This window comes from Bacillus sp. AFS059628, from assembly GCF_002571225.1.
GTDB lineage: Bacteria > Bacillota > Bacilli > Bacillales > Bacillaceae_G > Bacillus_A.
Window position 1 is genome coordinate 326,283 of sequence record NZ_NVEC01000003.1, and the last position, 23,014, is coordinate 349,296.

Sequence of the window (23,014 nt, forward strand, 5' to 3'; positions counted from 1 at the left end):
GTGCAGCAAAAGAGTGAGTAATACTTAATATGGGTATAAAGTCAATGAAGGAAATTGTAAAAAAATATTTCAGTAAGAATCCCTTCAGTTAACAGAGGAAAAATGGTTTTTTCTTTATATTGTCGAATAGGATAAAAGGAAGAGTAATAACTATATATCGTTTGTAACAAGTTGTGTAGAAAAGCAGAATAAAGCCGTATGAATGATGCATCTGAAATGGGGTGAATATTATTATGAAAATATGGAAACGAATTTCGGATCAAGGAAGACGTTCAATACCACTACAACCGGTATTATGGATTGATGGATCAAAAAAGGAAAACGAATGCCCGAATGTAGCAGTTACATTACAAATCCGTAGTATGTATAAAGAAAAATTTTCATATGAACTGACCTATGATGTAAACGACATACTTATTATACGAATTGAAGTTGAAAATAAAGGACTGGAAATGATTTCACGAGTTGTAGTAAGTCATATGATTCGAGATTATTTTGCATATATCCCAAATTCACTAAAGGCTGATAAGGGGATGAGTGAATTTTTGTTCCAGCTTGTAAGGTGGCGAATCGATAATTTATTACCAAATGAGAAGGTAGAATTAATTTGTAAAATAAAAGCAAATAAAGATAAAGCACTCAAAAGCGCATTATTTCAGGCTACATATACATTTCAATATAATGGAGTATCATATGGTCCGCTACAAACAAATGAAGTTGTTGTGCGACAATGATAAAAAGGAACCTGTATGAAAGGTTCCTTTTTTAGTGAAGGTTGTGCTTTTTGAGTACTTTTTTTTGCTCGATTCCTTTTTTTCCTACGTAATTATTTTTATAACCAAAATATAGAATGAACAGAAAGGAAACAACATTTACAATAGCGTCAATTTGATCGTTTGTAATAAAGTTTACACCGAAAGAGTTAAATAGTAATTTCAACGATAACAGAAAACCAGCTAGTAAACGTATAATATCTGATAGATTTTCTTTTTGTAGCATATAGGTCACCACCTTTCTAAAACGATATATAGTATATATATGAAATAGAATAGAAATGGTAGACAAGCTTAAGCGAAAATGTACACTCAATATGTACATTTTTTATTTTGTAGAAAAACATAATTGTTATAGAAACATATATTGGTATAGAAGGGAGGAGAAGTATGAAACATAAAGGGAAAATAAGTGGATTATTACTTGGGAATACAGTGGCAGTTACAGAATGGATTGCGCTTCAGGATGTAATTACAAAACTGGATTCGCGATCATTTTATACCGTCTTTATTATTTATATATTGCAAATGGTACTCAGCTATTATTTTGGACATTGGTATGATAAAAGAGCGAGCGGTCGTATGGAAATAGAAGTAGGGGGAATGGCAAGTAATGATTTTGTAGTTGATTTCTTTGAGAAAGTAGCTGCTCTATCAGAACGGGATTCTCATAATATTACAGTGTACATTCTTTCTGTGAAAGAATGGAAAGGACTAAAAGAAACAGTGCAAGAAAAAAAATTGGAGGTGTTAGTACAAAAATTGGAGAGTACGATTGTAAAGACAATTCGTAAAGGGGATGTCGTTACTAAGTGGGATGAAAATAAGTATGTAATTGTGGCAATTGATAACGGACATGAAAAGTCGACAATAACAAACCGATTAATGAAAAATATTGAAAGTGAAATAGAAAATGGCTTGTTAAGTATGAATCTATTATTTGGAGCTGCTAGTTATCCACTAGAAGGAAAAACTTTTGAAGAATTGTTAAGAAAAGCACAAAATCAGTTGTACCAGCATAGAGGTTTGTAAGAAAATGAATGAAACTTCGATTTGAAGAAATATGATATGAAGAAGTTTTGAATGTAACATTTTTTTGACTTTTATTACAAAAAGAACTTTTATTGTAATAAAAGTCTTTAAAAATATATGGAATAAGCATATAATTATGTTGGATGTGTCAATGCATTTTGCACAATGTGTTTCATTTTTAAAGTGTAGAGGAAAGCATGCTCTACACTTTTCCTTTTTAGGGAATGACAAGAATAATTGTAAGTTGTTGCAAGATGACATTTACACTGTGTAAAATGAACAAAGAGATTATTTGATAGAAAGCGGAAAGGGAATGATAGAATGATAGAAGTGACAGAACAACGACCATCTTTTATGAGGTGAATTATTACTGTTGTTCTCCAAATTATTATGGCTGTGATGAATTCCGTTGTACTTTTATGTAATACATAGTATAAACAGGTTTTAAAAAGTACCAATTAAAAGGTAGAGATGAAACTGCTATTTAGTTCGAAAATGTAATTTTGAGTAATACAATTTGTACAAGCATTATAAACAATATGAATGATTCTCGTAAAAAAAGGTGCGAGTATGGAGTTAATAAAGGATAAATAATTTCATAGCTTTTTACACGATGATCGTAAATAAGTAGGAGGAAAAGATGTTGAAGTATAGTAAATTAGCAATTGTAACTGCATTATCAATGATTTTACTAGCGGGTTGTTTCGGGCCGAAACCAGAAGAGGAATTATATGTTGCGTTTGAAAATGCTGCAAAGCAAGAAAAAACAATGTTTGAAGATGCGAAGAAACTTGAAACTTTAGAAAAAGAGGGACAAGAATTATATAACCAGATTGTTCAAGAAGGAAAAGATAATAATCAAACTGTTAAGGAAAAACTGAACCAAGCAGTGAAAAATACAGATGAAAGAGAAAAAGTGCTAAAAAAAGAAAAAGAATCTTTAAATAAGGCACAAGAAGAAGTGAAGTCAGTAGATAAATATGTGAAGAAAATTGAAGATAAGAAATTGAAAGATCAAGCGGATAAAGTGAAGAGCACATATGAGAAACGACATGATTCATTTAACAAAATGTATGATAGCTATAATAAATCGCTAAAACAAGAAAAAGAATTATATACAATGTTACAAGATAAAGGTACAAAATTAAAAGATATTAGTGAAAAAGTAAAAGTAGTAAATCAGTCTTATAAAGATATTGAATCAGAAAAAGATAAGTTTAATGAATTCACAAAAACTTATAATACAGAAAAAATAGCTTTTTATAAACAAGCAAATATTAAGATTAAAGAAGAGAAAAAATAAAACAGTTTGGCNNGCCAAACTGTTTTATTTTTTTGTATAAGTACGACTATACCATGGGACAGGTTCACTTAATTTTTTTTCTTGTTTCAGTGCTTCAGGACCAATATAATCTTGAAGCGTTTTCTTTGCTACTGTTAAAGATAAGGTTGTTTTCGGATTTCGATAGGAGGATTCAAGATGACCAAGGTGTGGTAGGATTCGAAAATCTTCTTTGGTAGGAGGAATATGGAAAAAATAATCACCTAAACGTATAAGAACATCAGATTGTTGTTGGCTAAAACGTGGATTTCTAGAAAAATGTAATCCTTCTTTAATAGCTTTTTTCTCGGCAATTAAGCGTTCTAAAGCCGTCTTTTTTAACCAGTATAAATACTTTGGATTAGTTGCAGCTTTAGCATGACGATTCACAACGAAAATAGATTGAGCTAGTCGATTAATAGAATGTTGGTTTTGTAATTGAGATTGTGGTTGTGAAGGTTTCATATTGAATCTCCTTTCAATTTTTCATTATTATACCATAAATAAAAGTGGTTTTTATTATATGCAAAAAGTGATTGTATATATTTTCAATATTAAAGCAATATTGTTACAAAAAACAACTATTTTGTATAATAGTAATAGAATGTGTTTTAGAAATTTGATAATGAAAGAGTGAGAAGTTTGAAAGAAATATTAAAACAGCAATATGCCATTATAGATATTGGGTCTAATACAATGCGTTTAGTTATTTATGAAAAGCAAAACGGAGGTTTTTATAAGGAAATTGAAAACACCAAAGTGGTTGCTCGGTTAAGGAACTACTTAGTCGATGGCATGTTGAATGAAGAAGGAATAGATGTATTGTTACACACATTATTTCAATTTCAAGAAAGTACACGATTCCACAAGTTGCATCATGTACTTTGTGTTGCAACAGCAACAATTAGGCAGGCTGAGAATCAAGAAGAAATTAAAAAACTTGTTGAAGGACAAACAGACTTTACTCTTAGAGTATTATCAGAATATGAAGAAGCACGTTACGGCTATTTAGCAGTTATGAATTCAACTTCGTTCTCTGAGGGACTTACAGTAGATATTGGTGGAGGAAGTACGGAAGTTACATACTTCCGAAATAGAGAGATTTTAGAGTATCATAGCTTTCCTTTTGGAGCACTTTCTTTAAAGCAACAATTTATTAAAGAGAATATACCTACTGAAGAAGAGTTGGAAAAGATTCAAACGTACTTAGAAGATCAATTTCGAACATTACCATGGTTAATTGACAAAAAATTGCCTCTTATTGCAATTGGTGGTAGTGCGAGGAACTTAGTGAAAATCCATCAAAATTTAATTTGTTATCCTATAGCAGGGGTACATCTATATAAGATGAAAGAAGAAGATATTCAAAATGTGAAAGAAGAATTGGAAGCATTGTCTTTCACAGAGCTTCAAAAATTGGAAGGGTTGGCAAAAGATCGAGCAGATACAATTATTCCAGCAGTCGAAGTATTTCATAAGCTTGTTAACGTTATAGAGGCACCAGCATTTGTATTAAGTAGAAAAGGATTACGAGAAGGTGTTTTCTATGAAGAGTTGACAAAAGATTTGGGGATTTCATATTATCCGAACGTAGTCGAAGAAAGTTTGCATTTATTATCACATGAATACGAAATGAATATGGAATTTGTTATTCAACTTGTTAAACATGGAAGATTGATTTGTCAACAGCTTGAAGGAGCAGGTCTTATTTCTATGTCAGAAAAAGACTGGGAAGTATTCCAGCAAGCAGCGAAAGTATTTAATATAGGAAAATATATAGATGATGAAGCGAGCCGCTTACATACGTTTTATTTATTAGCGAATAAAACAATCGATGGTATGATGCATAAAGATCGAGTTAGATTAGCGCTTATTGCATCTTATAAATCAAAAATGTTATTCAAACAACATTTGTCCCTGTTTGAAGGATGGTTTGATAAAAACGAACAAAAAAAAATTCGCTTACTAGGGGCTGTTTTACAATTTTCAGCAGCTCTAAATATAAGAAAAAGATCGCTTGTTGAATCGATATGTGTAACAGAAAGTAAGGAAGGATTAACATTTAAAATTGTATGTGAGCAATCGGCATTAGCGGAAAAAGTGCAAGCTGAAAAACAAAAAAAGCAGCTGGAAAGAGTGTTGAAAACGACTATTAATTTATCCTTCGAGTCAAAACGTTAAGTTGTACGGATGTCTTTACAAAAAATTAACACCTTGGAATATTGTAATTTGCTAAAATAAAAGTAACTAAATTATAGTAAAAAAGTTTCAGGGGAAGTGTGAAGAGGATGGAAATGTTGATGGGGAATATAGTAAATTTAAATGATACAGCTTATTACAACAATAGGGAACTAAGTTGGTTAGCATTTAATGAACGTGTACTACAAGAAGCACAGGATGAAAAAAATCCGCTCTTGGAAAGATTAAAGTTTATTAGCATTTTCAGTTCCAATTTAGATGAATTCTTTATGGTACGCGTAGCAGGATTGAAGGATCAAGTGAGTGCTGGGTTTAACCAACCAGAAAATAAGGCTGGCTTAACACCAAAAAAGCAATTAAATAAAATTGCGATAAAGGCCCATGAATTAATGACTGTACAATATGATACGTTTAAAAATTATGTGTTGCCAGCGCTGAAGTTAGAGGGGATTGAACGTTTAACATTCCACGATTTGACGAAAGAACAGAGGGGATTTATAGAAGAGTATTTTGATGAGCAGATTTTTCCAGTCTTAACACCTGTAGCTATCGATGCATATCGTCCATTTCCGATGTTATTAAATAAAAGTTTGAATTTGGCTACACTTTTATATGACGAGAAACAAGTGGAGGAAGAAAACCGTACGAAATTAGGAATTGTACAAGTTCCTTCATTACTTGAACGTTTCATATTTTTACCGAGTGAGGGGCAAAAGCATAAATTTATTTTATTAGAAGATGTAATTAGTGGTTTTACTCATAAATTATTTACAGGATATAAAGTATCGTCTGTTACTCGTTTCCGTATTACACGCAATGCGGATTTAACGATTCATGAAGAAGGTGCGAGAGATTTATTAAAGGTAATTGAAAAAGAATTAAAAAAGCGTAAGTGGGGAGCTGCTGTACGTTTAGAAGTTGGCAAAGAGCATATTGATGAAAGAGTATTAGCATTATTATATGAGGTGTTGGAAGTAAAAGATGAAGACGTATATATAATGGATGGACCGCTAGATTTAACATGTCTCTTCTCTTTATATAAAAAACTAGCTCCATTATATGAACATTTAGTATATCCGGCTCTTATTCCGCAACGCCCTCAAGATTTAGGGGATGCAGAAGATGTATTTGAAAAAGCAATTGAGCATGATATTTTATTACATCATCCGTTTGAATCGTTTCAGCCAGTAGTTGATTTTGTGCGTGATGCAGCAGACGATCCGAATGTACTTGCAATCAAACAAACCTTATATCGAGTAAGTGGGGATTCGCCGATTATTCAGGCGCTCAAGATAGCGGCTGAAAAAGGAAAGCAAGTGACGGTATTAGTTGAGTTAAAGGCAAGATTTGATGAAGAAAATAATGTACATTGGGCTAAAGAATTAGAAAAGGCAGGCTGTCACGTTATTTACGGTGTAAGTCATTTGAAAACACATAGTAAAATTACGCTAGTTGTAAGGAGAAAAAACGGAAAAATTGAAAGGTTCGTACATCTTGGGACTGGAAATTATAATGATGCAACAGCAAAGTTATATACTGATTTCGGTTATATTACATCACGAAAAGACTTTGGGGTGGATGCAACAAATTTCTTTAATTATTTAAGTGGTTATACAACAAAACCGCATTTTCATCACTTATCGGTTGCGCCATTCGATATAAGAGAGCAATTTATCGATTTAATAGATGAAGAAATTCGTTATCATAGACAATATGGAAATGGATATATTATCGCCAAGATGAATTCATTAACAGATAAACCATTAATAAAAAAAATATATGAAGCATCACAAGCTGGAGTAAAGGTTGAGCTCATCGTTCGAGGAACATGTTGTTTAAGGCCCGGTATTCCAAATGTAAGTGAAAATATTCGTGTCGTTAGTGTGGTTGGGAGATATTTAGAACATAGCCGCATTTATTATTTCCACCATAATGGAGAAGAGAAAATATACTTATCTTCAGCTGACTGGATGACGCGAAATATGGAGAAGCGAGTAGAAATATCTTTCCCGATATTAGATATTGAAATGAAGGCGAGAATTAAGGCAATTTTACAGCTTACTTTAGCTGATAATGTGAAAACGCGTGAACAAAATAAAGACGGTGACTATTATTATGTTATTAATAATGGGGCAGAAGAGATTGATAGCCAAGTGAAGTTATTTAAGATGGCGTATCAAAACACGGATGCTGAATAATGAGAACAAAGTAAAAAACCTNNAGGTTTTTTACTTTGTTCTCTACTTATTATAAAGGATGCGTAGAGAGAATACTTTTTATTATAAGCATGTTAATGGATCATGAATCGGTTAAGAAAGGAAATAACATTAGTAGAATTGTTGCGGTACATTAATAATAGAATGGTTGTTGACAAGGTCCACCATAACAAGGATAAGGCGCTGGCGGTGGGAAAGGTGGTGGATATGGTGGATAATACGGTCTAGGACCGAAAGCTAATGCTCCGCCAAGTAGTCCGCCAGCAATACCAGCTAGAAATGGGACGCCAAAAAACGGAAAAAAGCGTGAGTCGCCTACTGGACCAATAGGTGCTGAACGGACTGGGATTGGTTGATAATATGGATACATGACAAACCTCCTTTATTGGACTCACTTTTATCATATGGTAAATGAAACATGGATGAGCGCGTACAAGAAAGGTTATGTAAGAAAATAGGCGAATTATTACGAATGTTGGAGTGTGAAAATCGTAATTTCAGGTTTTGACATAAATCGGAATGGGACGCGTGTTCTGCCAAGCCCTCGATTGACATATAGGGCTAAATCTTGAATTGTATAGAACCCTTCTACATAGTTTTTAGCAAGTGATGGGGTAATAATTGCTCCTAAAAAGGGAATTTGTACTTGTCCACCATGGCTATGACCAGAAAGCTGTAAGTTAACTGGATATTGAGCAATTTGGGGTGCGATATCTGGCTCGTGAACAAGAACAATGTTATAAGTGTTTTGCTTCGCGTGATGTAGTGTCTCCTTTATTCTTGGTTTGCCTAGTAGTATATCATCAAGACCGAAAATTGAAATTTCACTATTATCTATTAGACGAATTTTCTTTTCGCTATTTAGTAACAGTTCAAATCCAGATTCGCGCATAATGTGTTCGTAGTACTCTGTTCCATATCCACCGTGATCATGGTTACCATAAATAGAAAATTTACCGAAGGGTGCTTGTATATTTTTTAAGATAGATGCAACGAAAGGAGTGTCAGTATATGTTTGATAATTATCAATGAGATCACCGGTAAAAAGGACGATATCGGGCTTTACAGCATTAATTTTAGAAACGATTTGAGATAAATGGTGAAGAGAGAAATAGTATCCGAGATGTAAATCGCTAAATTGAAGAATCTTCATACCATGAAAGCTTTTTGGTATGAGTTTTGATTGTAGTGTATGTTCTGTAATAGAAAGTAAATGAGGCTCAATATATTTAGCATAATAGTATCCGATACTAGTGGTTATAAATGAATATAAACAAGTGCGCATGCCAGTTTTTAAAAAATCTCTTCTTGTAATTTTCTTCATAAAAATATGAGTACACCTATTTGACTTATGTTGCATATGTTCGTTGTATTTATAGGTTACTCAAATCTCCTTTCAGTTTATTTAAAATATATTTTAAATAATACAAAAGTAGTATATATTACGAAAAAATGAATGAATAGAAACCTCTTTACGTTAAAATATCAGAAAAGTTTAAAAATATAAAGATTTCTATTAAATAAAATGATAAAATGAATGTGTATTCATTTTTTGGAGGGGATGTATGTGAAAGAAAAGGTAGTTATTATAACAGGTGGATCGAGCGGAATGGGAAAAGGAATGGCGACTCGGTTTGCAAAAGAAGGGGCACGAGTTGTTATTACAGGACGTACAAAGGAAAAGCTAGAGGAAACAAAGTTGGAAATTGAACAGTTTCCAGGGCAAATATTACCTGTGCAAATGGATGTAAGAAATCCGGATGATATTCAGAAAATGATTGAACAGATTGATGAGAAGTTTGGTCGAATTGATGTTTTAATAAACAATGCAGCTGGAAACTTTATTTGTCCAGCAGAAGATTTATCCGTGAATGGCTGGAATTCAGTCATTAATATTGTGTTAAACGGTACATTTTATTGTAGCCATGCTGTCGGGAAATACTGGATTGAAAAAGGTATAAAAGGGAATATCATTAACATGGTAGCAACATATGCATGGGATGCAGGTCCGGGAGTTATTCATTCGGCTGCAGCGAAGGCTGGAGTATTAGCAATGACGAAGACACTTGCTGTTGAGTGGGGCCGTAAATATGGAATACGAGTTAACGCTATCGCGCCAGGACCAATTGAACGCACGGGCGGTGCTGATAAATTATGGATTTCAGAAGAAATGGCTAAGCGTACGATACAAAGTGTTCCGCTTGGAAGACTGGGCACGCCAGAAGAAATTGCAGGTCTAGCTTATTATTTATGTTCAGATGAAGCTGCGTACATAAATGGAACTTGCATGACAATGGATGGAGGACAACATTTACATCAATATCCATTTTAAAAGGGATAAGAAAATGAATGTTTGATTCATTTTTTGACGGTTAAATGTGACGGAATTGTGACATATGGAAGAAAAGTGTTTACAAGAGGTCATATATACGGTATATTTAAGACCTCTTTTTTCTTCATAGTAGAATTGCTAATTCCCCTTAGCATTTTACCCCTCTAATCCCTTCAGGAAAACTGAAGGGATTTTTTATTATTTTTCCGTAAATATCATGTTATAATTTTTGAAAAGTAAAGGGAGGGAAGCACATTGATAGATGCATTAGATGTAATGAGTAACTTGGATAAAGTCCTTCCTTATTATCAAGCTATTTTTAGTGCTGATGAGCATACTGTAATTGGATATGAAGTCGTAGGACGTATTCAAACAGAAGAGGGCATACAAAGTTTAGCTTCTTTCTTTCACGATGATTCTATTCCAAGTGAGTTTCAACTAGAAGCGGATAACATTATAGTAGAAAAAGCTTTAAATCGTTATTTAGAAAGTGATCAAAAATTATTATTATTTATACATCGGAATGCTAACGTATTAATGAACGATGATGATGAAAGTTTACTTCAACTTTTATTGATGTATGAAGAGCAAGGTTTAAATTTGAAACACATTGTTTTAGAGATTACAGAACATGAATGTAAAGAAGATATAGAGCAATTTAATCATTTGCTTATGTATTATCGTACATATGGTATTCAAATTTCGATTAATAAAGTCGGAACGGGTACAAGTAATTTAGAACGTATTAGCGTGTTAGCACCGGATATTTTAAAGGTAGATTTAACAAACTTAAGGCAAACTGCACTTTTACAATCTTATCAAGATATTTTATATTCTTTATCATTACTTGCTAGAAGAATTGGTGCAACATTGTTATATGAAGAAATAGATGCTTTTTACCAGCTACAATATGCTTGGAAAAACGGTGGTAGATACTATCAAGGGAATTATTTGAAAGAATGCTTACCTGATTTTATTGAAACGAACGTTTTGAAAGAACGACTTGGCAATGAGTGTCATCAATTCATTCAACATGAAAAGAAGAAGTTACAAAAAATTTATAATTTAACAGAAATGTTACGTGATCGAATTGGTGATGTTTTAGCCAAGCAGAAAAAGAATGAAGATATAAATGATTGGTTATTACAATTCAGTCAAAGTGTATCACAATGTAGTTTTCGCATATTTATTTGTAACGAAGATGGTTTTCAACAATCAGGAAACGTTATGAAAAAAGATGGGGAATGGATTGTAATGCCTGAGTATTATATGAAGAACTGGAGTTGGCGCCCGTATTTTCTAGAGAATATTATGAAAATGCGTTTTGAGAATAAGGCAAGACTTTCAGATTTATATGCTGATATTGAAACCGGTGAGATGGTACGAACGTTTTCTTTCCCGATTGATGATGAAAACTTTTTATTTATAGATTTATCGTATGAATATTTATATGAGGAAGATGTTTTATTTTAATGCACGAAGAGATTCGTGCATTTTTTGTTTGTTTTTATCATAAATTGGTAATAGTGAAAATGGTGCCAAAAATACTGTCTATCGTTGTAAAGATTTTACGAACGAAATCAGCCCTTTCTTTGCATAATCATTGTTACAATGAATACTACAAAGACAAGTTTTCTTAAAAGGAAGGTGAAAAAATGAGGAAATATGGTATATGGTTAGTTCTATTTATATGCGTTGCCTTTCTAGTTGGTTATAGTGTTACAACTGTTTTAGGGAAAGAGGAAGTGAAAGTCGATCGGAAAGAAGTGTATACAACGATACAAAAGGGCTATGAAACCCAATTCTCAATTCGTGGGAAGCATTTGCCAATGAATAAGATGATAGAAACGTTATCACCGTATTTTACAGAGAATTTCCTTCAAGTATTTACAGATGAAAATAGTAGAAGTGATAAACAAAGTGGTGAATATTTACTTCCAGCAAAAGAAGCGCCGTTTTCTTTTAATTCAGAAACGAAAATGTCATATGATGAAGAGCATAAAATTTTATATGTATATGAACGGGCGAAAAGTGGACAATATCAAATTGTAACTTTGCAAAGAGATCAAGGGAAATGGAAATTGGCCGGATATCATGAAAGCCAAGAACTTTTAACGGAAATAAAAAGGTTACAACAATTATAAAGTGAAACTTTAATTAATAGGGGACATATTCCGCTGATTATTAGCCCTCTACAATTGAATGTTTACTTCCTAAAAACTAGCGGGATAAGAATAGGAATAGGTCTTTACCTATTCCTATTCTATATTGAGAAGTTGTTGTAATTTTTCAATTTGAAAACCAGCAACAACTTCTCCGTCAATTACAACCGTTGGAGTTGAATAAGAATCATAGTCATATAAAAGACGATTGCGTGCAGCGGCGTCTTTTTTTACGTCAAATTCTTCATATACAACGTTATTATGCTTTAAAAATTCTTTCACAATGACACATGGCGGGCAATCGGGTTGTGTGTAAACCTCAATTTTTTTCATTGTAATTCCTCCTTTTTACTGTTTTTTATTATATTCTTCCAGTATAAAAATCGCAATAAAGAAGGAAAAAGATGTTCTTTCTGTTTTTTCCTTCGTATTTCGACAAATTTTTAGTTGAGTTTCTGGCCAATAACCTTTATCCTAGAGTGTGGAACATTTTTTCTGCTATGACGGATAGAATGAGTATAGCTGTAAAACCTATTGGTAGGAAGATCAGAGAAAGGAGAGATTTCATGTCTCTACTCCAAGGAATTTTAACTCGACTTGTTAGTCTACAAGAACAAGCTCAAAGCGGTGAAGTAGCACAACGCTATTTTGAAGTGAACGGTGAGCGTAAATGTAGCGTGAAATTTTTCGATAAAAGTGAAATGTATGAGTTAGAAGTGTATCAACAAGGTGAAAAACCTCAAGTGTATCAATTCGATAATATCGACATGGTTGCAATTGAGATTTACGATATCATTTCTTGATACATATAAAAAAGGTGTTGCCATATGGCAACACCTTTTTTAGTTCTATTACTTTTCGCATATATGTATAGGGATTTTTCATTTTTCCTACAATGGTAATAAAGTGAAATTGTAATCAGTGAAAATTCTTTGTCCTATACTGCTTATTAGCCATCACTAATTGGAGGCGAATAGTAAATAGAGGGATAAACATAATGAGGAGGTGTGTTGTATGGAACGTTTACCAGTTGTCATTTGTCCTAATTGTCACAATGCTGCTGAGATTATTCATGTATTAACGGCTCAATCGAACCAAAATGTAATTTATACATGCCAAGTTTGCCAGTATGTAATTCGGAATATTGAAACGAATAAAGGGTAGGAAGTTATATTTTTTGTTTTTGTCCCATACAATGAGAATACGAAAAGTCTGTCTAATTGAAAGGACGTGACTATGTGGCCGGTGAACATAAATTTTATAATGTTTCAGAGAGACATTTAAATTTTGATATGGTCTTTACTCGTATTTGTAATTTCATTGAAAAGGATCCACGAAATTTATATCGCTTATCCATTGGGACAGACTCACAAGCACATCAAAAGGATACGAGGTTTATTACGGCAATTCATATTCATCGCGTTGGAAAAGGAGCCTGGGGATGTTTACACCATCAATCAGTAAAAGATAAGCCAGCAACCTTACGTGAGAAGATATATTTAGAAACGCAGTTTAGTCAAGAAATCGCATGCTTATTTACTCCAAATCACATACAAACAATATGGGATTTATTGCATCCATACGCTCAAGATGGGGCTGGATTTATAATGGAAATTCACTTAGATATCGGAAATGATGGTTTAACAAAAGAATTTATTCTAGATATGACAGCGAAAATTCAAGCGATGGGATTAACTGCAAAAATTAAGCCAGATGCTTATGCAGCGTTTAGTTATGCAAATCGATATACGAAATAAAAACAAATTTTATATATCTCTCACCAAAAACTGAATATTACATCTATTAAATAGGCTGTAAATTTTATATAATAATGGTAACGATGCGAGTATAAGGAGAGGGGCATATGAAAAGGGAATTTGTTTTAACGGAAGAAGAGGAAAATTTGTTACTAGATATTTTATTTCAGCAAAATTATGCGAGTGAAATTTTAGCTGTGGAACTTACAGATATTGAGAATGGTTTAAAAAAGACAGATGTGATGCAATATAAAAAAATCACAAGATTATTTTACAGATTAAAAAATAAAGGGTATTAAGCGCTACCGGAATGGTAGTCTTTTTTTTGCGTTATATGCTAAAATAGCTGTGTGATTTTGTTTTTTACTGAAATAATGTAAGGACAAAATAATAATATGAAAACGCTGTCATAAAATGTGAATAGAGCCGGTGATTATAAGCAGGAAAAAGGGAAAATGGGGGATGTAATATGATTAGTATTCCAAAAGACGAGTTTCAACAAATTTTTGTGAAAGATTTAATGATTTCATCAGAAAAAGTAGCGCACGTCCAAATAGGGAATGGCTTAGAGCATGCTTTACTCGTACTTGTGAAATCTGGATATTCGGCGATACCTGTTTTGGACCCGATGTACAAATTACACGGGTTAATTAGTACTGCTATGATTTTAGACGGTATGCTAGGGTTAGAACGTATTGAGTTTGAAAGACTTGACGAAATGAAGGTAGAACAGGTGATGAAGGAAGATATTCCGGTTCTTAAGTTAGAAGATTCATTTGCAAAAGCATTAGAAATGACAATTGATCATCCTTTTATTTGCGCTGTCAATGAAGAAGGGTATTTTGAGGGGATTTTAACACGTCGAGCGATTTTAAAATTGTTGAATAAAAAAGTAAGGCAACATAATCGATAATGTGAGAAAAGTGGCTTCATAGAAACGGGGAAGTCACTTTTTTTTCGTGCATATCAGTTGTGTATGTATTATATTTAAAAAGATAAAAAATATATGAGTATGTAGTTCAATTAAGGATGAAAAGCTTATTGAGATAAGGTGTATGGAAGCTAAGGAAAGAGGGAGAAAGTTGCAAATTGATGATTTTCAAATGATGGTTGTGTTAGCACAGGAATCAAATATGAGAAAAGCGGCGGAACGTTTATTTGTTTCACAACCTGCGCTTAGTCAACGATTACAATCTATGGAGAAACAATGGGGAATGAAGTTTTTTATTCGCTCGCAAAAAGGATTGACAATTACACCTGAAGGGGAAAAAGTCGCAAATTACGCAAAAGAAATGCTACAAAGGGAAGAAAATATTAAAAGTGAGTTAGCTGTTTTTAGAACAGAAACTCACGGAACGTTAAAAATAGCTGTTGCATCAGTTATTGGTCAATATTGGCTTCCTCCTGTTTTGAAGAAGTTTGTGAATAAATATCCTTCTGTGAAAATATCACTGTTTACTGGCTGGAGTAGTGAAGTGCAAAAGCAATTTTATGAAGGAGACGTTCATGTTGCTATATTAAGAGGAACACAAGAATATAAAGGGCAGAAACAACAATTATTTGAAGATGAACTTTATTTAGTGGATAAAGAAATAAAAGATATTTCGATGTTAAAAGAAACAAATAGACCTTTTATTCAATTTAAAAGTGATTCGACTTACTATGGACAAATACAAAATTGGTGGTATGGTTTATTTTCTAACCCACCTAAGAGAACGATTGTCGTTGATCAAATTGAGACGTGTAAACAACTCGTTTTAAATGGCATAGGTTATGCTCTATTACCTTCTACTGTTTTAAAGGAAGTACAGGAAAACATGTATAAAACACCTGTGCAATTAACAAGAGAAACATGGTTATTGACGAGTGAATCAGCTAGACAATTGAAGCAAGTACAAGCATTTTTAGAAATTATAGAAGAAATTCAAATGGAAAAATAGGATTATTATCTTGCTACTCGCTCTATCGTTTGGTAGAGTAACATTATAAATGGATTTAGGAGGCAACAAGAATGAAAATGATGGACGCTAACGAAATTATTTCGTTTATTCAAAAAAGTGAAAAGAAAACTCCTGTAAAGGTATACATAAAAGGGGATTTAAAAGAAGTAACATTCCCTGAAACGGTACAAGCATTTGTAAATAAAAAGTCTGGTGTATTATTTGGAGAATGGTCTGAAATTAAGACAATTCTTGATGAAAATAGCAAGCACATCGTTGATTACGTTGTTGAAAATGATCGTCGTAATTCTGCAATTCCAATGCTTGATTTAAAAGGTATTAAAGCTCGTATTGAGCCAGGCGCGATTATTCGTGACCACGTTGAAATCGGCGACAACGCTGTTATTATGATGAATGCAACAATTAATATCGGTGCTGTAATTGGTGAAGGTTCTATGATCGACATGAACGCAGTACTTGGTGGACGTGCAACTGTTGGTAAGAACTGTCACGTAGGTGCTGGTGCAGTACTTGCAGGTGTTATTGAGCCACCTTCAGCAAAACCAGTTATCGTTGAAGATGATGTTGTAATTGGTGCGAACGTAGTTGTGTTAGAGGGAGTTACAGTAGGTAAAGGTGCAGTTGTAGCAGCAGGAGCTGTTGTAACAGAAGATGTACCTCCATATACAGTTGTTGCAGGTACTCCAGCGCGTGTAATTAAAGAGATTGATGAGAAGACAAAAGCAAAAACTGAAATTAAACAAGAGCTTCGTCAATTAAACCCAGAGAAATAAAAACAAAAAAGCGTAAGAGCATAAACAGGCTCTTACGCTTTTTATAGATAGAGGTGCAAAAATGGCAGTAAGCAAATTTATTCAAATTCGTAGAGACTTACACAAAATACCGGAAATTGGATTTAAAGAGTGGAAAACACAGCAGTATATTTTAGATTACATTGGAACGCTTTCGAATGAACATGTGGAAGTGAAAGTATGGGAAACAGGTGTCATTGTTAAAGTAAATGGAAAAAATCCAGAAAAAATTATAGGTTATCGCGCAGATATAGATGGTTTACCAATTACAGAAGAAACTGGATATGAATTTGCTTCTATTCATGAGGGAATGATGCATGCATGTGGACATGATGTACATACGACAATCGGTTTAGGCCTTCTAACAGCAGCTGTAACAAAAAGGATAGATGATGACCTTGTGTTTCTATTCCAACCAGCTGAAGAAGGTCCAGGTGGGGCTCTTCCTATGTTAGAGAGCCAAGAGTTAAAAGAATGGAAGCCAAATATAATTCTCGGTCTTCATATTGCACCTGAATACCCTGTAGGAACAATCGCCACTAAAGAGGGGCTATTATTTGCAAATACATCAGAGTTATATGTTGATTTAAAAGGGAAAGGTGGACATGCAGCCTACCCTCATACTGCAAATGATATGATTGTTGCAGCAAGTCATCTCGTTACACAACTCCAATCCGTTATTAGTCGTAATGTGAATCCACTTGATAGTGCAGTAATTACAATCGGCAAAATAACAGGTGGTACAGTTCAAAATATCATAGCAGAAAAGTCTCGGTTAGAAGGAACAATCCGAACGTTATCAGTAGAATCAATGAGTCGTGTGAAAAGTAGGATTGAGGCAATTGTTGCGGGGATAGAAGCTTCCTTCCAATGTGAAGCGGCTATTGACTACGGAGCGATGTATCATCAAGTATATAACCATGAAGCATTAACGAGAGAGTTTATGCAGTTCGTAAGTGAACAAACTGATATGAATGTCATTACATGTACAGAGGCGATGACAGGTGAAGATTTTGGTTATATGCTTCAAGAGATTCCTGGATTTATGTTTTGGCTTGGAGTAAATTCAGAATACGGTTTACACCACGCAAAATTAAAGCCAGATGAAGAGGCTATTGAGAAAGCTATCGTATTTTTAGATCAGTATGTGAAGTGGAAAGGAACTAGAAAGTGAACTTGCTCACCAACTTCGAAACCATTTAAAGTGAAGGATTGTTAGTTCAAGGACGAAAAGGTCTTTCACATTTATTTTGGATGCACATCGACATACAAATGGATAAAATAATGAGCAGTGGTTTTGAGCCGCTGCTCATTATTCATTATCGCTTATTGAGCAGATGATTAGTTAACTAGCTTATATATGTTTACATTTCGTGTAGAAAGTGTGTAAAATCAAGGTGAAACATAGAAAAAGGGTGGGGAATTACGTGCAAATTAGCAGTGCAATGTTGTGTTTCGTCTTATATACGTATGTGATTATTGCGGCGATTTATTTTGGGATAAGTTTTTATGCCTACCGTTTAGTCGATAATCATGAATATGACGAAACATATAAATGGGTGAAGAGATATTTATCACCTGTATTAGAAATTATGAATGGGTTTGTGCTCTTTTTATTTATTGGATTAATTGCTTTCTCAACGAGTTTAGTAGGGAATAAAACAACATTATTTGTACTAGGTATCATTATTTTTATGTTGTTAGGTATACGGATTGGTAACACTGTGTTTTGGAATGAAAGAAAAGTAGATGGTTGGACTGGAATGTTAATCCCGTGTATGTTAGCGGCTATCGTGACAAACATAGAGCATGAGTATTATGAATTACATTTTTGGCTCATTATCGTTTTAACAATTCTTTCGGTCTTGTACATAAGTACAGTAGTACTAACATACATTGCGCATGAAAAAGGTGATGTTAAAGGAACTCGCTTCTTTAGAGGGCGCGCATTATTTTGGAGTGTGCCAACGATGGCGGTTATAGGAATAATTGCGATATTAGTAAATGGGTATCAATTTACGAATTGGCAACTGTTTTTAGAAAGTTGGTGGATTTTCATCCTTTCGTTTATCGCTTTTTTAGGTGCAACGCATTATTTATTCCATCAACATCATTACATATTGGCATTACTATTTGCATTTACACAACTATTATTTGCTTTCTTCGGACAAGAAACGTTATTATTCGTTTTTGAAACATTTAGTTCATTTGGAAACATATTTGTATTTGGTATGTTAATATTCAGTATCGCATTTTATTTACAACAGTATTTTTATATGCAAAAACAAAAATAAGAATGACATATAGGTTTTTGTAGCAAATCTAAAGTATGTTACAATAAAGTGAAACTTTAATCAGTGGGGGGGCTTCATCCCCACTGATTATTNNTATTAGTTGAACCAATCGGACTTTTAGGGGCAGTTGATCCCCCACCTAAATTCTTTGCTTTCGCTGAATTTTGAGGTGGGGGTCTTACTGCCCATTAAAGCGGGATAAAAATACATAGTATTCGATGTTATTGGAGGAATTCCTGTGGGTGAAAAAGAGAAAGAATTTGCTGTCATTGGGCTTGGGCGTTTTGGTGGGAGTATTTGCCGGGAACTCGCTCAATTAGGTATGGAAGTAATGGCAATTGACTCAGATGAGGATAAAATTAATGAATTTGCAAATATAGCTTCACATGCAGTAATTGCAGATTCAACAGATGAGATGGTATTAAAAAGTCTTGGTATTCGTAATTTTGATCATGTAGTCGTTGCGATTGGAGACAACTTAAATGCAAGTATTTTAACAACGTTAATTCTGAAAGAGTTAGGTGTAAAAAATATTACTGTAAAAGCTCAAAATGATTACCATGAAAAAGTATTAAGTAAAATTGGGGCGGATCACATTGTGCACCCAGAGCGTGATATGGGAAAAAGGATTGCTAATAATATAGCATCAAGTAATGTATTAGACTATCTTGAGCTTTCGGATGAGCATAGTATTGTAGAAATTATTGCAAATAAAAAAATTGATGGTCATTCTTTAATTGAATTAGATATTCGTGCGAAGTTTGGATTGAATATTGTAGCGATTAAACGTGGTAAAGAAGTTATTGTATCTCCTCGAGCTACGGAAAATATTCAAGCGGGAGATATATTAATTGTAATTGGTCATGACGATGAAGTAGATCGTTTTAAACACTTTTTGAGATAAGAGAAAAGGACAATACCGTGAAGGTATTGTCCTTTTTCTTATATCTCCATAATGATTGGTAAAATCATTGGACGACGTTTCGTTTTCTCATATAGGAATGGTGCCAATGTGTCTGTAATCTCATTTTTAATTTCAGACCATTGTGTTGTTTTACGTTCCATTACTTTTTCTAAATGAGTTGTAATTAATGTTTGAGCATCATTAATTAAATCACTACTTTCGCGCATATAAACGAAACCACGTGAGATAATATCAGGTCCTGCTGCAACTTTAAATTCTTTCATATCAATGCTTACAACTACAATAACAAGTCCTTCTTCAGAAAGGATACGACGATCGCGCAATACAATATTACCGATATCTCCAATACCATTTCCGTCAATATAGACAGATCCAGATGGTATTTTACCAGCTACGCTTGCTTCATCTGAACGTAAGGCAAGAACATCGCCATTATCCATGATGAAACAGTTTTCTTCTGGAATACCACAATCATTAGCTAACTTCATATGCATACGTTGCATACGATATTCACCGTGAATTGGCATGAAATACTTCGGTTTAATTAGACGAAGCATTAGTTTTTGCTCTTCTTGTCCGCCGTGTCCACTCGTATGAATGTTTGACAGTTTTCCATGGATTACATCAGCACCAGCACGATACAACATGTTAATTGTACGACTTACGCTAATTGTATTACCAGGGATTGGTGAAGAAGAGAAAACAACTGTGTCGCCAGGGATGATTTGAATTTGACGATGCGTACCATTGGCAATACGTGAAAGTGCTGCCATTGGCTCCCCTTGACTACCTGTACATAAAATAACAACTTTATTAGCCGGTAGGCGATTTAGTTGAGATGCATCTATGAATGTATCCTTCGGACAGCGAATATAACCGAGGTTTTGTCCGATTTCAATTGCTGCTTCCATACTGCGACCAAATACAGCCACTTTACGATTGTTTTCAACAGCTGCTTCAACAACTTGTTGTAAACGATGAATATTTGATGCAAAGGTTGCGAAGATAATACGACCTTCTACTTTGCGGAAAATATCTTGAATACTATCACCAACGCGACGCTCAGACATTGTAAAGTTTGGAACTTCACTGTTTGTACTGTCAGATAAGAGGCAAAGTACACCGTCTTTTCCGATTTCGGCCATTTTTGTTAAGTCCGCAGGTTCACCAACTGGTGTGAAGTCAAATTTGAAATCTCCAGTATGAACCACTTGTCCTTGAGGTGTTTTCACAACAACTCCGTATGAATCTGGGATACTGTGAGTTGTACGGAAGAATGAAACTGATGTCTTTTTGAATTTAATAACATCATCTTCTTGAATTTCATAAAGTTTTGCTTTACGAAGTAATCCGTGCTCTTCTAGTTTGTTTTTGATTAGCGCAATTGCTAATTTACCACCATAAATAGGAATGTTCACTTGACGTAATAAGTAAGGAATTCCACCGATATGATCTTCGTGACCATGTGTAATGAACAATCCTTTAATTTTATCTTCGTTTCGCACAAAATAAGTGTAATCTGGTATTACATAATCGATTCCGAGGAGTTCGTCTTCTGGGAATTTAATTCCAGCGTCAATTATAATAATTTCATCTTGAAATTGAACAGCATATGTATTTTTACCGATTTCACCAAGACCACCTAAAGCAAAAACGGCTGCTTGATCATTCTTTAGAAATTTCATATGACTATACGATTTCCGCTAATGTTAAATCAGCGTTTTCTTTTTCATATTCAAGATGATTGCCAGTAACAGACTGAACGAACTCGATATTATATGCGAACTTATTTAATTTCTTACGAACATCCTTTTCAGACGTAGCCTCTAAATATAAAACTTTTGTATTTTCACGTACTGGAACCTCAGTCAATTTTTCTTGATAAAATACTTTAAAAATCATTTGGAAAACCTCTCCTTGTCTATGTTTTGCATTATCTGTTACTTATTATAAAGCAAACAGTCACGATTTTCATGTTTTTTCGAATGAGAATGAAGAAAAAGCCCGAAATGGGCAAAATTTAAGCGATCGTCTTTTTACGGACTAGATCTTTTAAATAACGCTTGAGCTTTTTCTTCAGCTTCTTCAGCATGATTACTCCTTCCTTTCCTTATTTTAAACATGCATATTACTAGTGAAAACGCCGTCTCTGCTATAAGAAAGAGGACAAAAGTGAATGTTGAATCTTGTCCTTTCTCATACAGGGAAAGTTATTCTATAGTAACGATTAGTAGCCGTTAGTTATAGATATAGTATGAGAAAGAATAGAAAAGAAAATTCATACGAACAAGTATCCACATTTTTTACTAATATATATATGCAGGTTTCATAAATAAGGTTAGAAAGTGAACGCTTTCTTCACAGATGTTTAATATGTTATACTTTTTTTTAGAATTTGAAAAGCGATAATCAAAATAGGAATATAGAGTAACAGAAAGGATTTTGACAAATGAATGATAAGATTGTCTTTTTTGATATTGATGGAACATTATTAGATCATGATAAGGAGATTCCACAATCTACAAGGGATGCAGTAAGACAGTTACAAGAAAAAGGTGTGCATGTAGCAATTGCGACAGGACGTGCGCCATTTATGTTTGAAGATATTCGTGAGGAGCTTAATATCCACAATTATGTTAGCTTTAATGGACAGTACGTTGTATTTGAAGACGAGGTAGTATTTAATAATCCATTACATCCAGCTACCTTACATAAGTTTACTCAGTTTGCAAATCAAGAAGGATACCCGCTTGTATATCTTGATCATCAAGAAATGAGAGCATCAGTTGAATATCATGATTATGTGAAAGAAGGTTTTGGAAGCTTGAATTTTGAGCATCCGGCATATGAACCTAATTTTTATGAGAAGCGTAATATTTATCAAACACTTCTTTTCTGTGAAATGAATGAAGAGGAAAAGTTTATAAATCAATACCCAGATTTTCATTTTATTCGCTGGCATGCGTATTCCATGGATATTATTCCAAATGGCGGTTCTAAGGCAAAAGGGATTGAGAAATTCATTGAAAAATTAGGATTTAACCGTGAACAAGTGTATGCATTTGGAGATGGTTTAAATGATTTAGAAATGATCGAAGCAGTTGGGACAGGTATTGTGATGGGGAATGGTCATGAAGACTTGAAAAAACTTGCAAATCATGTGACAAAGGATGTTAGTGAAGACGGCATATATCATGGCTTAAAATGGGCTGGGTTGCTATAAGTGAATATGGAACCCATTTCATATAAAA

26 protein-coding genes are annotated in these 23,014 nt (G+C 33.8%); 19 read left to right on the plus strand and 7 right to left on the minus strand.

Annotation, left to right across the window (positions count from 1 at the left end; all coding sequences use genetic code 11):
* The first annotated feature begins 233 nt into the window (after positions 1–233).
* Positions 234–734 carry a hypothetical protein gene (locus tag COL05_RS02665; RefSeq protein ID WP_098667473.1) on the plus strand — a complete coding sequence of 167 codons (501 nt, stop codon included), beginning with the start codon at positions 234–236 and terminating at the stop codon, positions 732–734.
* Positions 735–765: 31 nt separating this feature from the next.
* Here COL05_RS02665 and COL05_RS02670 read toward each other — a convergent pair whose 3' ends face one another.
* Entirely contained in the window at positions 766–999 is a 234-nt protein-coding gene (locus COL05_RS02670; RefSeq protein ID WP_000939453.1) for an SPP1 phage holin family protein, read from the minus strand.
* Between the two features lie 164 nt (positions 1,000–1,163).
* On the opposite strand from COL05_RS02670, the gene COL05_RS02675 reads away from it, so the two are divergent.
* Together COL05_RS02675 and COL05_RS02685 are read left to right on the plus strand one after the other, a co-directional pair.
* Positions 1,164–1,805 (plus strand): diguanylate cyclase domain-containing protein, encoded by a 642-nt coding sequence (locus COL05_RS02675; protein ID WP_098667474.1) that lies wholly within the window; start codon positions 1,164–1,166, stop codon positions 1,803–1,805.
* A gap of 640 nt (positions 1,806–2,445) precedes the next feature.
* A complete protein-coding gene (locus tag COL05_RS02685) occupies positions 2,446–3,108 on the plus strand; it encodes a YkyA family protein (protein WP_098667475.1) in 663 nt (220 codons plus the stop codon).
* 24 nt (positions 3,109–3,132) lie between these two features.
* Here COL05_RS02685 and COL05_RS02690 read toward each other — a convergent pair whose 3' ends face one another.
* On the minus strand, positions 3,133–3,591 hold the full coding sequence (locus COL05_RS02690; protein ID WP_000804864.1) for a YkyB family protein: 459 nt from the start codon (positions 3,589–3,591) through the stop codon (positions 3,133–3,135).
* Positions 3,592–3,759: 168 nt separating this feature from the next.
* Here COL05_RS02690 and ppx point away from each other — a divergent pair, with 168 nt between their 5' ends.
* Together ppx and COL05_RS02700 are read left to right on the plus strand one after the other, a co-directional pair.
* A complete protein-coding gene (ppx, locus tag COL05_RS02695; RefSeq protein WP_142337325.1) occupies positions 3,760–5,307 on the plus strand; it encodes an exopolyphosphatase in 1,548 nt (515 codons plus the stop codon).
* A gap of 107 nt (positions 5,308–5,414) precedes the next feature.
* Positions 5,415–7,523 carry a polyphosphate kinase gene (locus tag COL05_RS02700; RefSeq protein ID WP_098667477.1) on the plus strand — a complete coding sequence of 703 codons (2,109 nt, stop codon included), beginning with the start codon at positions 5,415–5,417 and terminating at the stop codon, positions 7,521–7,523.
* 151 nt (positions 7,524–7,674) lie between these two features.
* Here the strand turns inward: COL05_RS02700 and COL05_RS02705 are convergent, their stop codons facing one another.
* Together COL05_RS02705 and COL05_RS02710 are read right to left on the minus strand one after the other, a co-directional pair.
* The gene (locus COL05_RS02705) at positions 7,675–7,911 is read right to left on the minus strand and encodes a hypothetical protein (RefSeq protein ID WP_048530745.1); all 237 of its coding nucleotides are present in this window, start codon (positions 7,909–7,911) and stop codon (positions 7,675–7,677) included.
* A gap of 96 nt (positions 7,912–8,007) precedes the next feature.
* The gene (locus tag COL05_RS02710) at positions 8,008–8,865 is read right to left on the minus strand and encodes a metallophosphoesterase (protein WP_098667534.1); all 858 of its coding nucleotides are present in this window, start codon (positions 8,863–8,865) and stop codon (positions 8,008–8,010) included.
* Positions 8,866–9,108: 243 nt separating this feature from the next.
* Between COL05_RS02710 and fadH the strand changes: the two genes are divergently transcribed.
* The 3 genes from fadH (at position 9,109) to COL05_RS02725 (ending at position 12,017) form a co-directional block, all read left to right on the plus strand.
* Positions 9,109–9,873 (plus strand): 2,4-dienoyl-CoA reductase, encoded by a 765-nt coding sequence (gene fadH / locus COL05_RS02715; protein WP_048530742.1) that lies wholly within the window; start codon positions 9,109–9,111, stop codon positions 9,871–9,873.
* A 255-nt stretch (positions 9,874–10,128) separates the two neighbouring features.
* Positions 10,129–11,346, plus strand: a complete 1,218-nt coding sequence (locus COL05_RS02720; protein ID WP_000564300.1) for an EAL domain-containing protein — start codon at positions 10,129–10,131, stop codon at positions 11,344–11,346.
* Between the two features lie 182 nt (positions 11,347–11,528).
* Positions 11,529–12,017, plus strand: a complete 489-nt coding sequence (locus COL05_RS02725) for a DUF3993 domain-containing protein (protein ID WP_098667478.1) — start codon at positions 11,529–11,531, stop codon at positions 12,015–12,017.
* A 114-nt stretch (positions 12,018–12,131) separates the two neighbouring features.
* Here COL05_RS02725 and COL05_RS02730 read toward each other — a convergent pair whose 3' ends face one another.
* On the minus strand, positions 12,132–12,368 hold the full coding sequence (locus COL05_RS02730) for a glutaredoxin family protein (RefSeq protein ID WP_000717880.1): 237 nt from the start codon (positions 12,366–12,368) through the stop codon (positions 12,132–12,134).
* 233 nt (positions 12,369–12,601) lie between these two features.
* On the opposite strand from COL05_RS02730, the gene COL05_RS02735 reads away from it, so the two are divergent.
* From COL05_RS02735 to COL05_RS02785, 10 genes are all read left to right on the plus strand, one after another.
* Entirely contained in the window at positions 12,602–12,838 is a 237-nt protein-coding gene (locus COL05_RS02735) for a YkuJ family protein (RefSeq protein WP_098667535.1), read from the plus strand.
* Between the two features lie 211 nt (positions 12,839–13,049).
* Positions 13,050–13,199 carry a hypothetical protein gene (locus COL05_RS31160; protein ID WP_048530729.1) on the plus strand — a complete coding sequence of 50 codons (150 nt, stop codon included), beginning with the start codon at positions 13,050–13,052 and terminating at the stop codon, positions 13,197–13,199.
* 74 nt (positions 13,200–13,273) lie between these two features.
* Positions 13,274–13,792, plus strand: a complete 519-nt coding sequence (locus COL05_RS02745; protein ID WP_000896650.1) for a ribonuclease H-like YkuK family protein — start codon at positions 13,274–13,276, stop codon at positions 13,790–13,792.
* A gap of 107 nt (positions 13,793–13,899) precedes the next feature.
* Positions 13,900–14,091, plus strand: a complete 192-nt coding sequence (gene abbA, locus COL05_RS02750) for an antirepressor AbbA (protein ID WP_098667479.1) — start codon at positions 13,900–13,902, stop codon at positions 14,089–14,091.
* A 170-nt stretch (positions 14,092–14,261) separates the two neighbouring features.
* Entirely contained in the window at positions 14,262–14,705 is a 444-nt protein-coding gene (gene cbpB / locus COL05_RS02755) for a cyclic-di-AMP-binding protein CbpB (RefSeq protein ID WP_048530727.1), read from the plus strand.
* A 142-nt stretch (positions 14,706–14,847) separates the two neighbouring features.
* Positions 14,848–15,732: a transcriptional regulator CcpC gene (locus COL05_RS02760; protein ID WP_098667480.1), complete on the plus strand. Its 885-nt coding sequence runs from the start codon at positions 14,848–14,850 to the stop codon at positions 15,730–15,732.
* 71 nt (positions 15,733–15,803) lie between these two features.
* Positions 15,804–16,526 carry a 2,3,4,5-tetrahydropyridine-2,6-dicarboxylate N-acetyltransferase gene (gene dapD / locus COL05_RS02765; protein ID WP_016086511.1) on the plus strand — a complete coding sequence of 241 codons (723 nt, stop codon included), beginning with the start codon at positions 15,804–15,806 and terminating at the stop codon, positions 16,524–16,526.
* A 61-nt stretch (positions 16,527–16,587) separates the two neighbouring features.
* Positions 16,588–17,718 carry an N-acetyldiaminopimelate deacetylase gene (locus COL05_RS02770; RefSeq protein WP_098667481.1) on the plus strand — a complete coding sequence of 377 codons (1,131 nt, stop codon included), beginning with the start codon at positions 16,588–16,590 and terminating at the stop codon, positions 17,716–17,718.
* Between the two features lie 253 nt (positions 17,719–17,971).
* Positions 17,972–18,838 (plus strand): cytochrome C oxidase assembly protein, encoded by an 867-nt coding sequence (locus COL05_RS02775; protein WP_098667482.1) that lies wholly within the window; start codon positions 17,972–17,974, stop codon positions 18,836–18,838.
* Positions 18,839–19,076: 238 nt separating this feature from the next.
* Positions 19,077–19,742, plus strand: a complete 666-nt coding sequence (locus tag COL05_RS02785; RefSeq protein WP_001995050.1) for a potassium channel family protein — start codon at positions 19,077–19,079, stop codon at positions 19,740–19,742.
* A 38-nt stretch (positions 19,743–19,780) separates the two neighbouring features.
* On the opposite strand, the gene rnjA is transcribed toward COL05_RS02785, so the two are convergent.
* Positions 19,781–21,448, minus strand: coding sequence for a ribonuclease J1 (gene rnjA / locus COL05_RS02790; RefSeq protein ID WP_000670368.1), 1,668 nt, complete (start codon positions 21,446–21,448; stop codon positions 19,781–19,783).
* Between the two features lie 4 nt (positions 21,449–21,452).
* Positions 21,453–21,665: a DNA-dependent RNA polymerase subunit epsilon gene (locus COL05_RS02795; protein WP_098667483.1), complete on the minus strand. Its 213-nt coding sequence runs from the start codon at positions 21,663–21,665 to the stop codon at positions 21,453–21,455.
* A gap of 547 nt (positions 21,666–22,212) precedes the next feature.
* Between COL05_RS02795 and COL05_RS02805 the strand changes: the two genes are divergently transcribed.
* A complete protein-coding gene (locus COL05_RS02805) occupies positions 22,213–22,986 on the plus strand; it encodes a Cof-type HAD-IIB family hydrolase (RefSeq protein ID WP_098667484.1) in 774 nt (257 codons plus the stop codon).
* Positions 22,987–23,014 lie beyond the last annotated feature (28 nt).

Excerpts from the sequence above, each read along its gene's own strand:
- COL05_RS02690 (WP_000804864.1), bottom strand. The coding sequence starts at position 3,591 with ATGAAACCTTCACAACCACAATCTCAATTACAAAACCAACATTCTATT.
- COL05_RS02735 (WP_098667535.1), top strand. The coding sequence starts at position 12,602 with ATGTCTCTACTCCAAGGAATTTTAACTCGACTTGTTAGTCTACAAGAA.
- COL05_RS02675 (WP_098667474.1), top strand. The coding sequence starts at position 1,164 with ATGAAACATAAAGGGAAAATAAGTGGATTATTACTTGGGAATACAGTG.
- COL05_RS02760 (WP_098667480.1), top strand. The coding sequence starts at position 14,848 with ATGGAAGCTAAGGAAAGAGGGAGAAAGTTGCAAATTGATGATTTTCAA.
- cbpB (WP_048530727.1), top strand. The coding sequence starts at position 14,262 with ATGATTAGTATTCCAAAAGACGAGTTTCAACAAATTTTTGTGAAAGAT.
- COL05_RS02700 (WP_098667477.1), top strand. The coding sequence starts at position 5,415 with ATGGAAATGTTGATGGGGAATATAGTAAATTTAAATGATACAGCTTAT.
- abbA (WP_098667479.1), top strand. The coding sequence starts at position 13,900 with ATGAAAAGGGAATTTGTTTTAACGGAAGAAGAGGAAAATTTGTTACTA.
- COL05_RS02795 (WP_098667483.1), bottom strand. The coding sequence starts at position 21,665 with ATGATTTTTAAAGTATTTTATCAAGAAAAATTGACTGAGGTTCCAGTA.
- COL05_RS02725 (WP_098667478.1), top strand. The coding sequence starts at position 11,529 with ATGAGGAAATATGGTATATGGTTAGTTCTATTTATATGCGTTGCCTTT.
- COL05_RS02805 (WP_098667484.1), top strand. The coding sequence starts at position 22,213 with ATGAATGATAAGATTGTCTTTTTTGATATTGATGGAACATTATTAGAT.
- COL05_RS02770 (WP_098667481.1), top strand. The coding sequence starts at position 16,588 with ATGGCAGTAAGCAAATTTATTCAAATTCGTAGAGACTTACACAAAATA.
- rnjA (WP_000670368.1), bottom strand. The coding sequence starts at position 21,448 with ATGAAATTTCTAAAGAATGATCAAGCAGCCGTTTTTGCTTTAGGTGGT.
- COL05_RS02665 (WP_098667473.1), top strand. The coding sequence starts at position 234 with ATGAAAATATGGAAACGAATTTCGGATCAAGGAAGACGTTCAATACCA.
- COL05_RS02685 (WP_098667475.1), top strand. The coding sequence starts at position 2,446 with ATGTTGAAGTATAGTAAATTAGCAATTGTAACTGCATTATCAATGATT.
- COL05_RS02705 (WP_048530745.1), bottom strand. The coding sequence starts at position 7,911 with ATGTATCCATATTATCAACCAATCCCAGTCCGTTCAGCACCTATTGGT.
- COL05_RS02710 (WP_098667534.1), bottom strand. The coding sequence starts at position 8,865 with ATGAAGAAAATTACAAGAAGAGATTTTTTAAAAACTGGCATGCGCACT.
- COL05_RS02730 (WP_000717880.1), bottom strand. The coding sequence starts at position 12,368 with ATGAAAAAAATTGAGGTTTACACACAACCCGATTGCCCGCCATGTGTC.
- COL05_RS31160 (WP_048530729.1), top strand. The coding sequence starts at position 13,050 with ATGGAACGTTTACCAGTTGTCATTTGTCCTAATTGTCACAATGCTGCT.
- COL05_RS02670 (WP_000939453.1), bottom strand. The coding sequence starts at position 999 with ATGCTACAAAAAGAAAATCTATCAGATATTATACGTTTACTAGCTGGT.
- dapD (WP_016086511.1), top strand. The coding sequence starts at position 15,804 with ATGAAAATGATGGACGCTAACGAAATTATTTCGTTTATTCAAAAAAGT.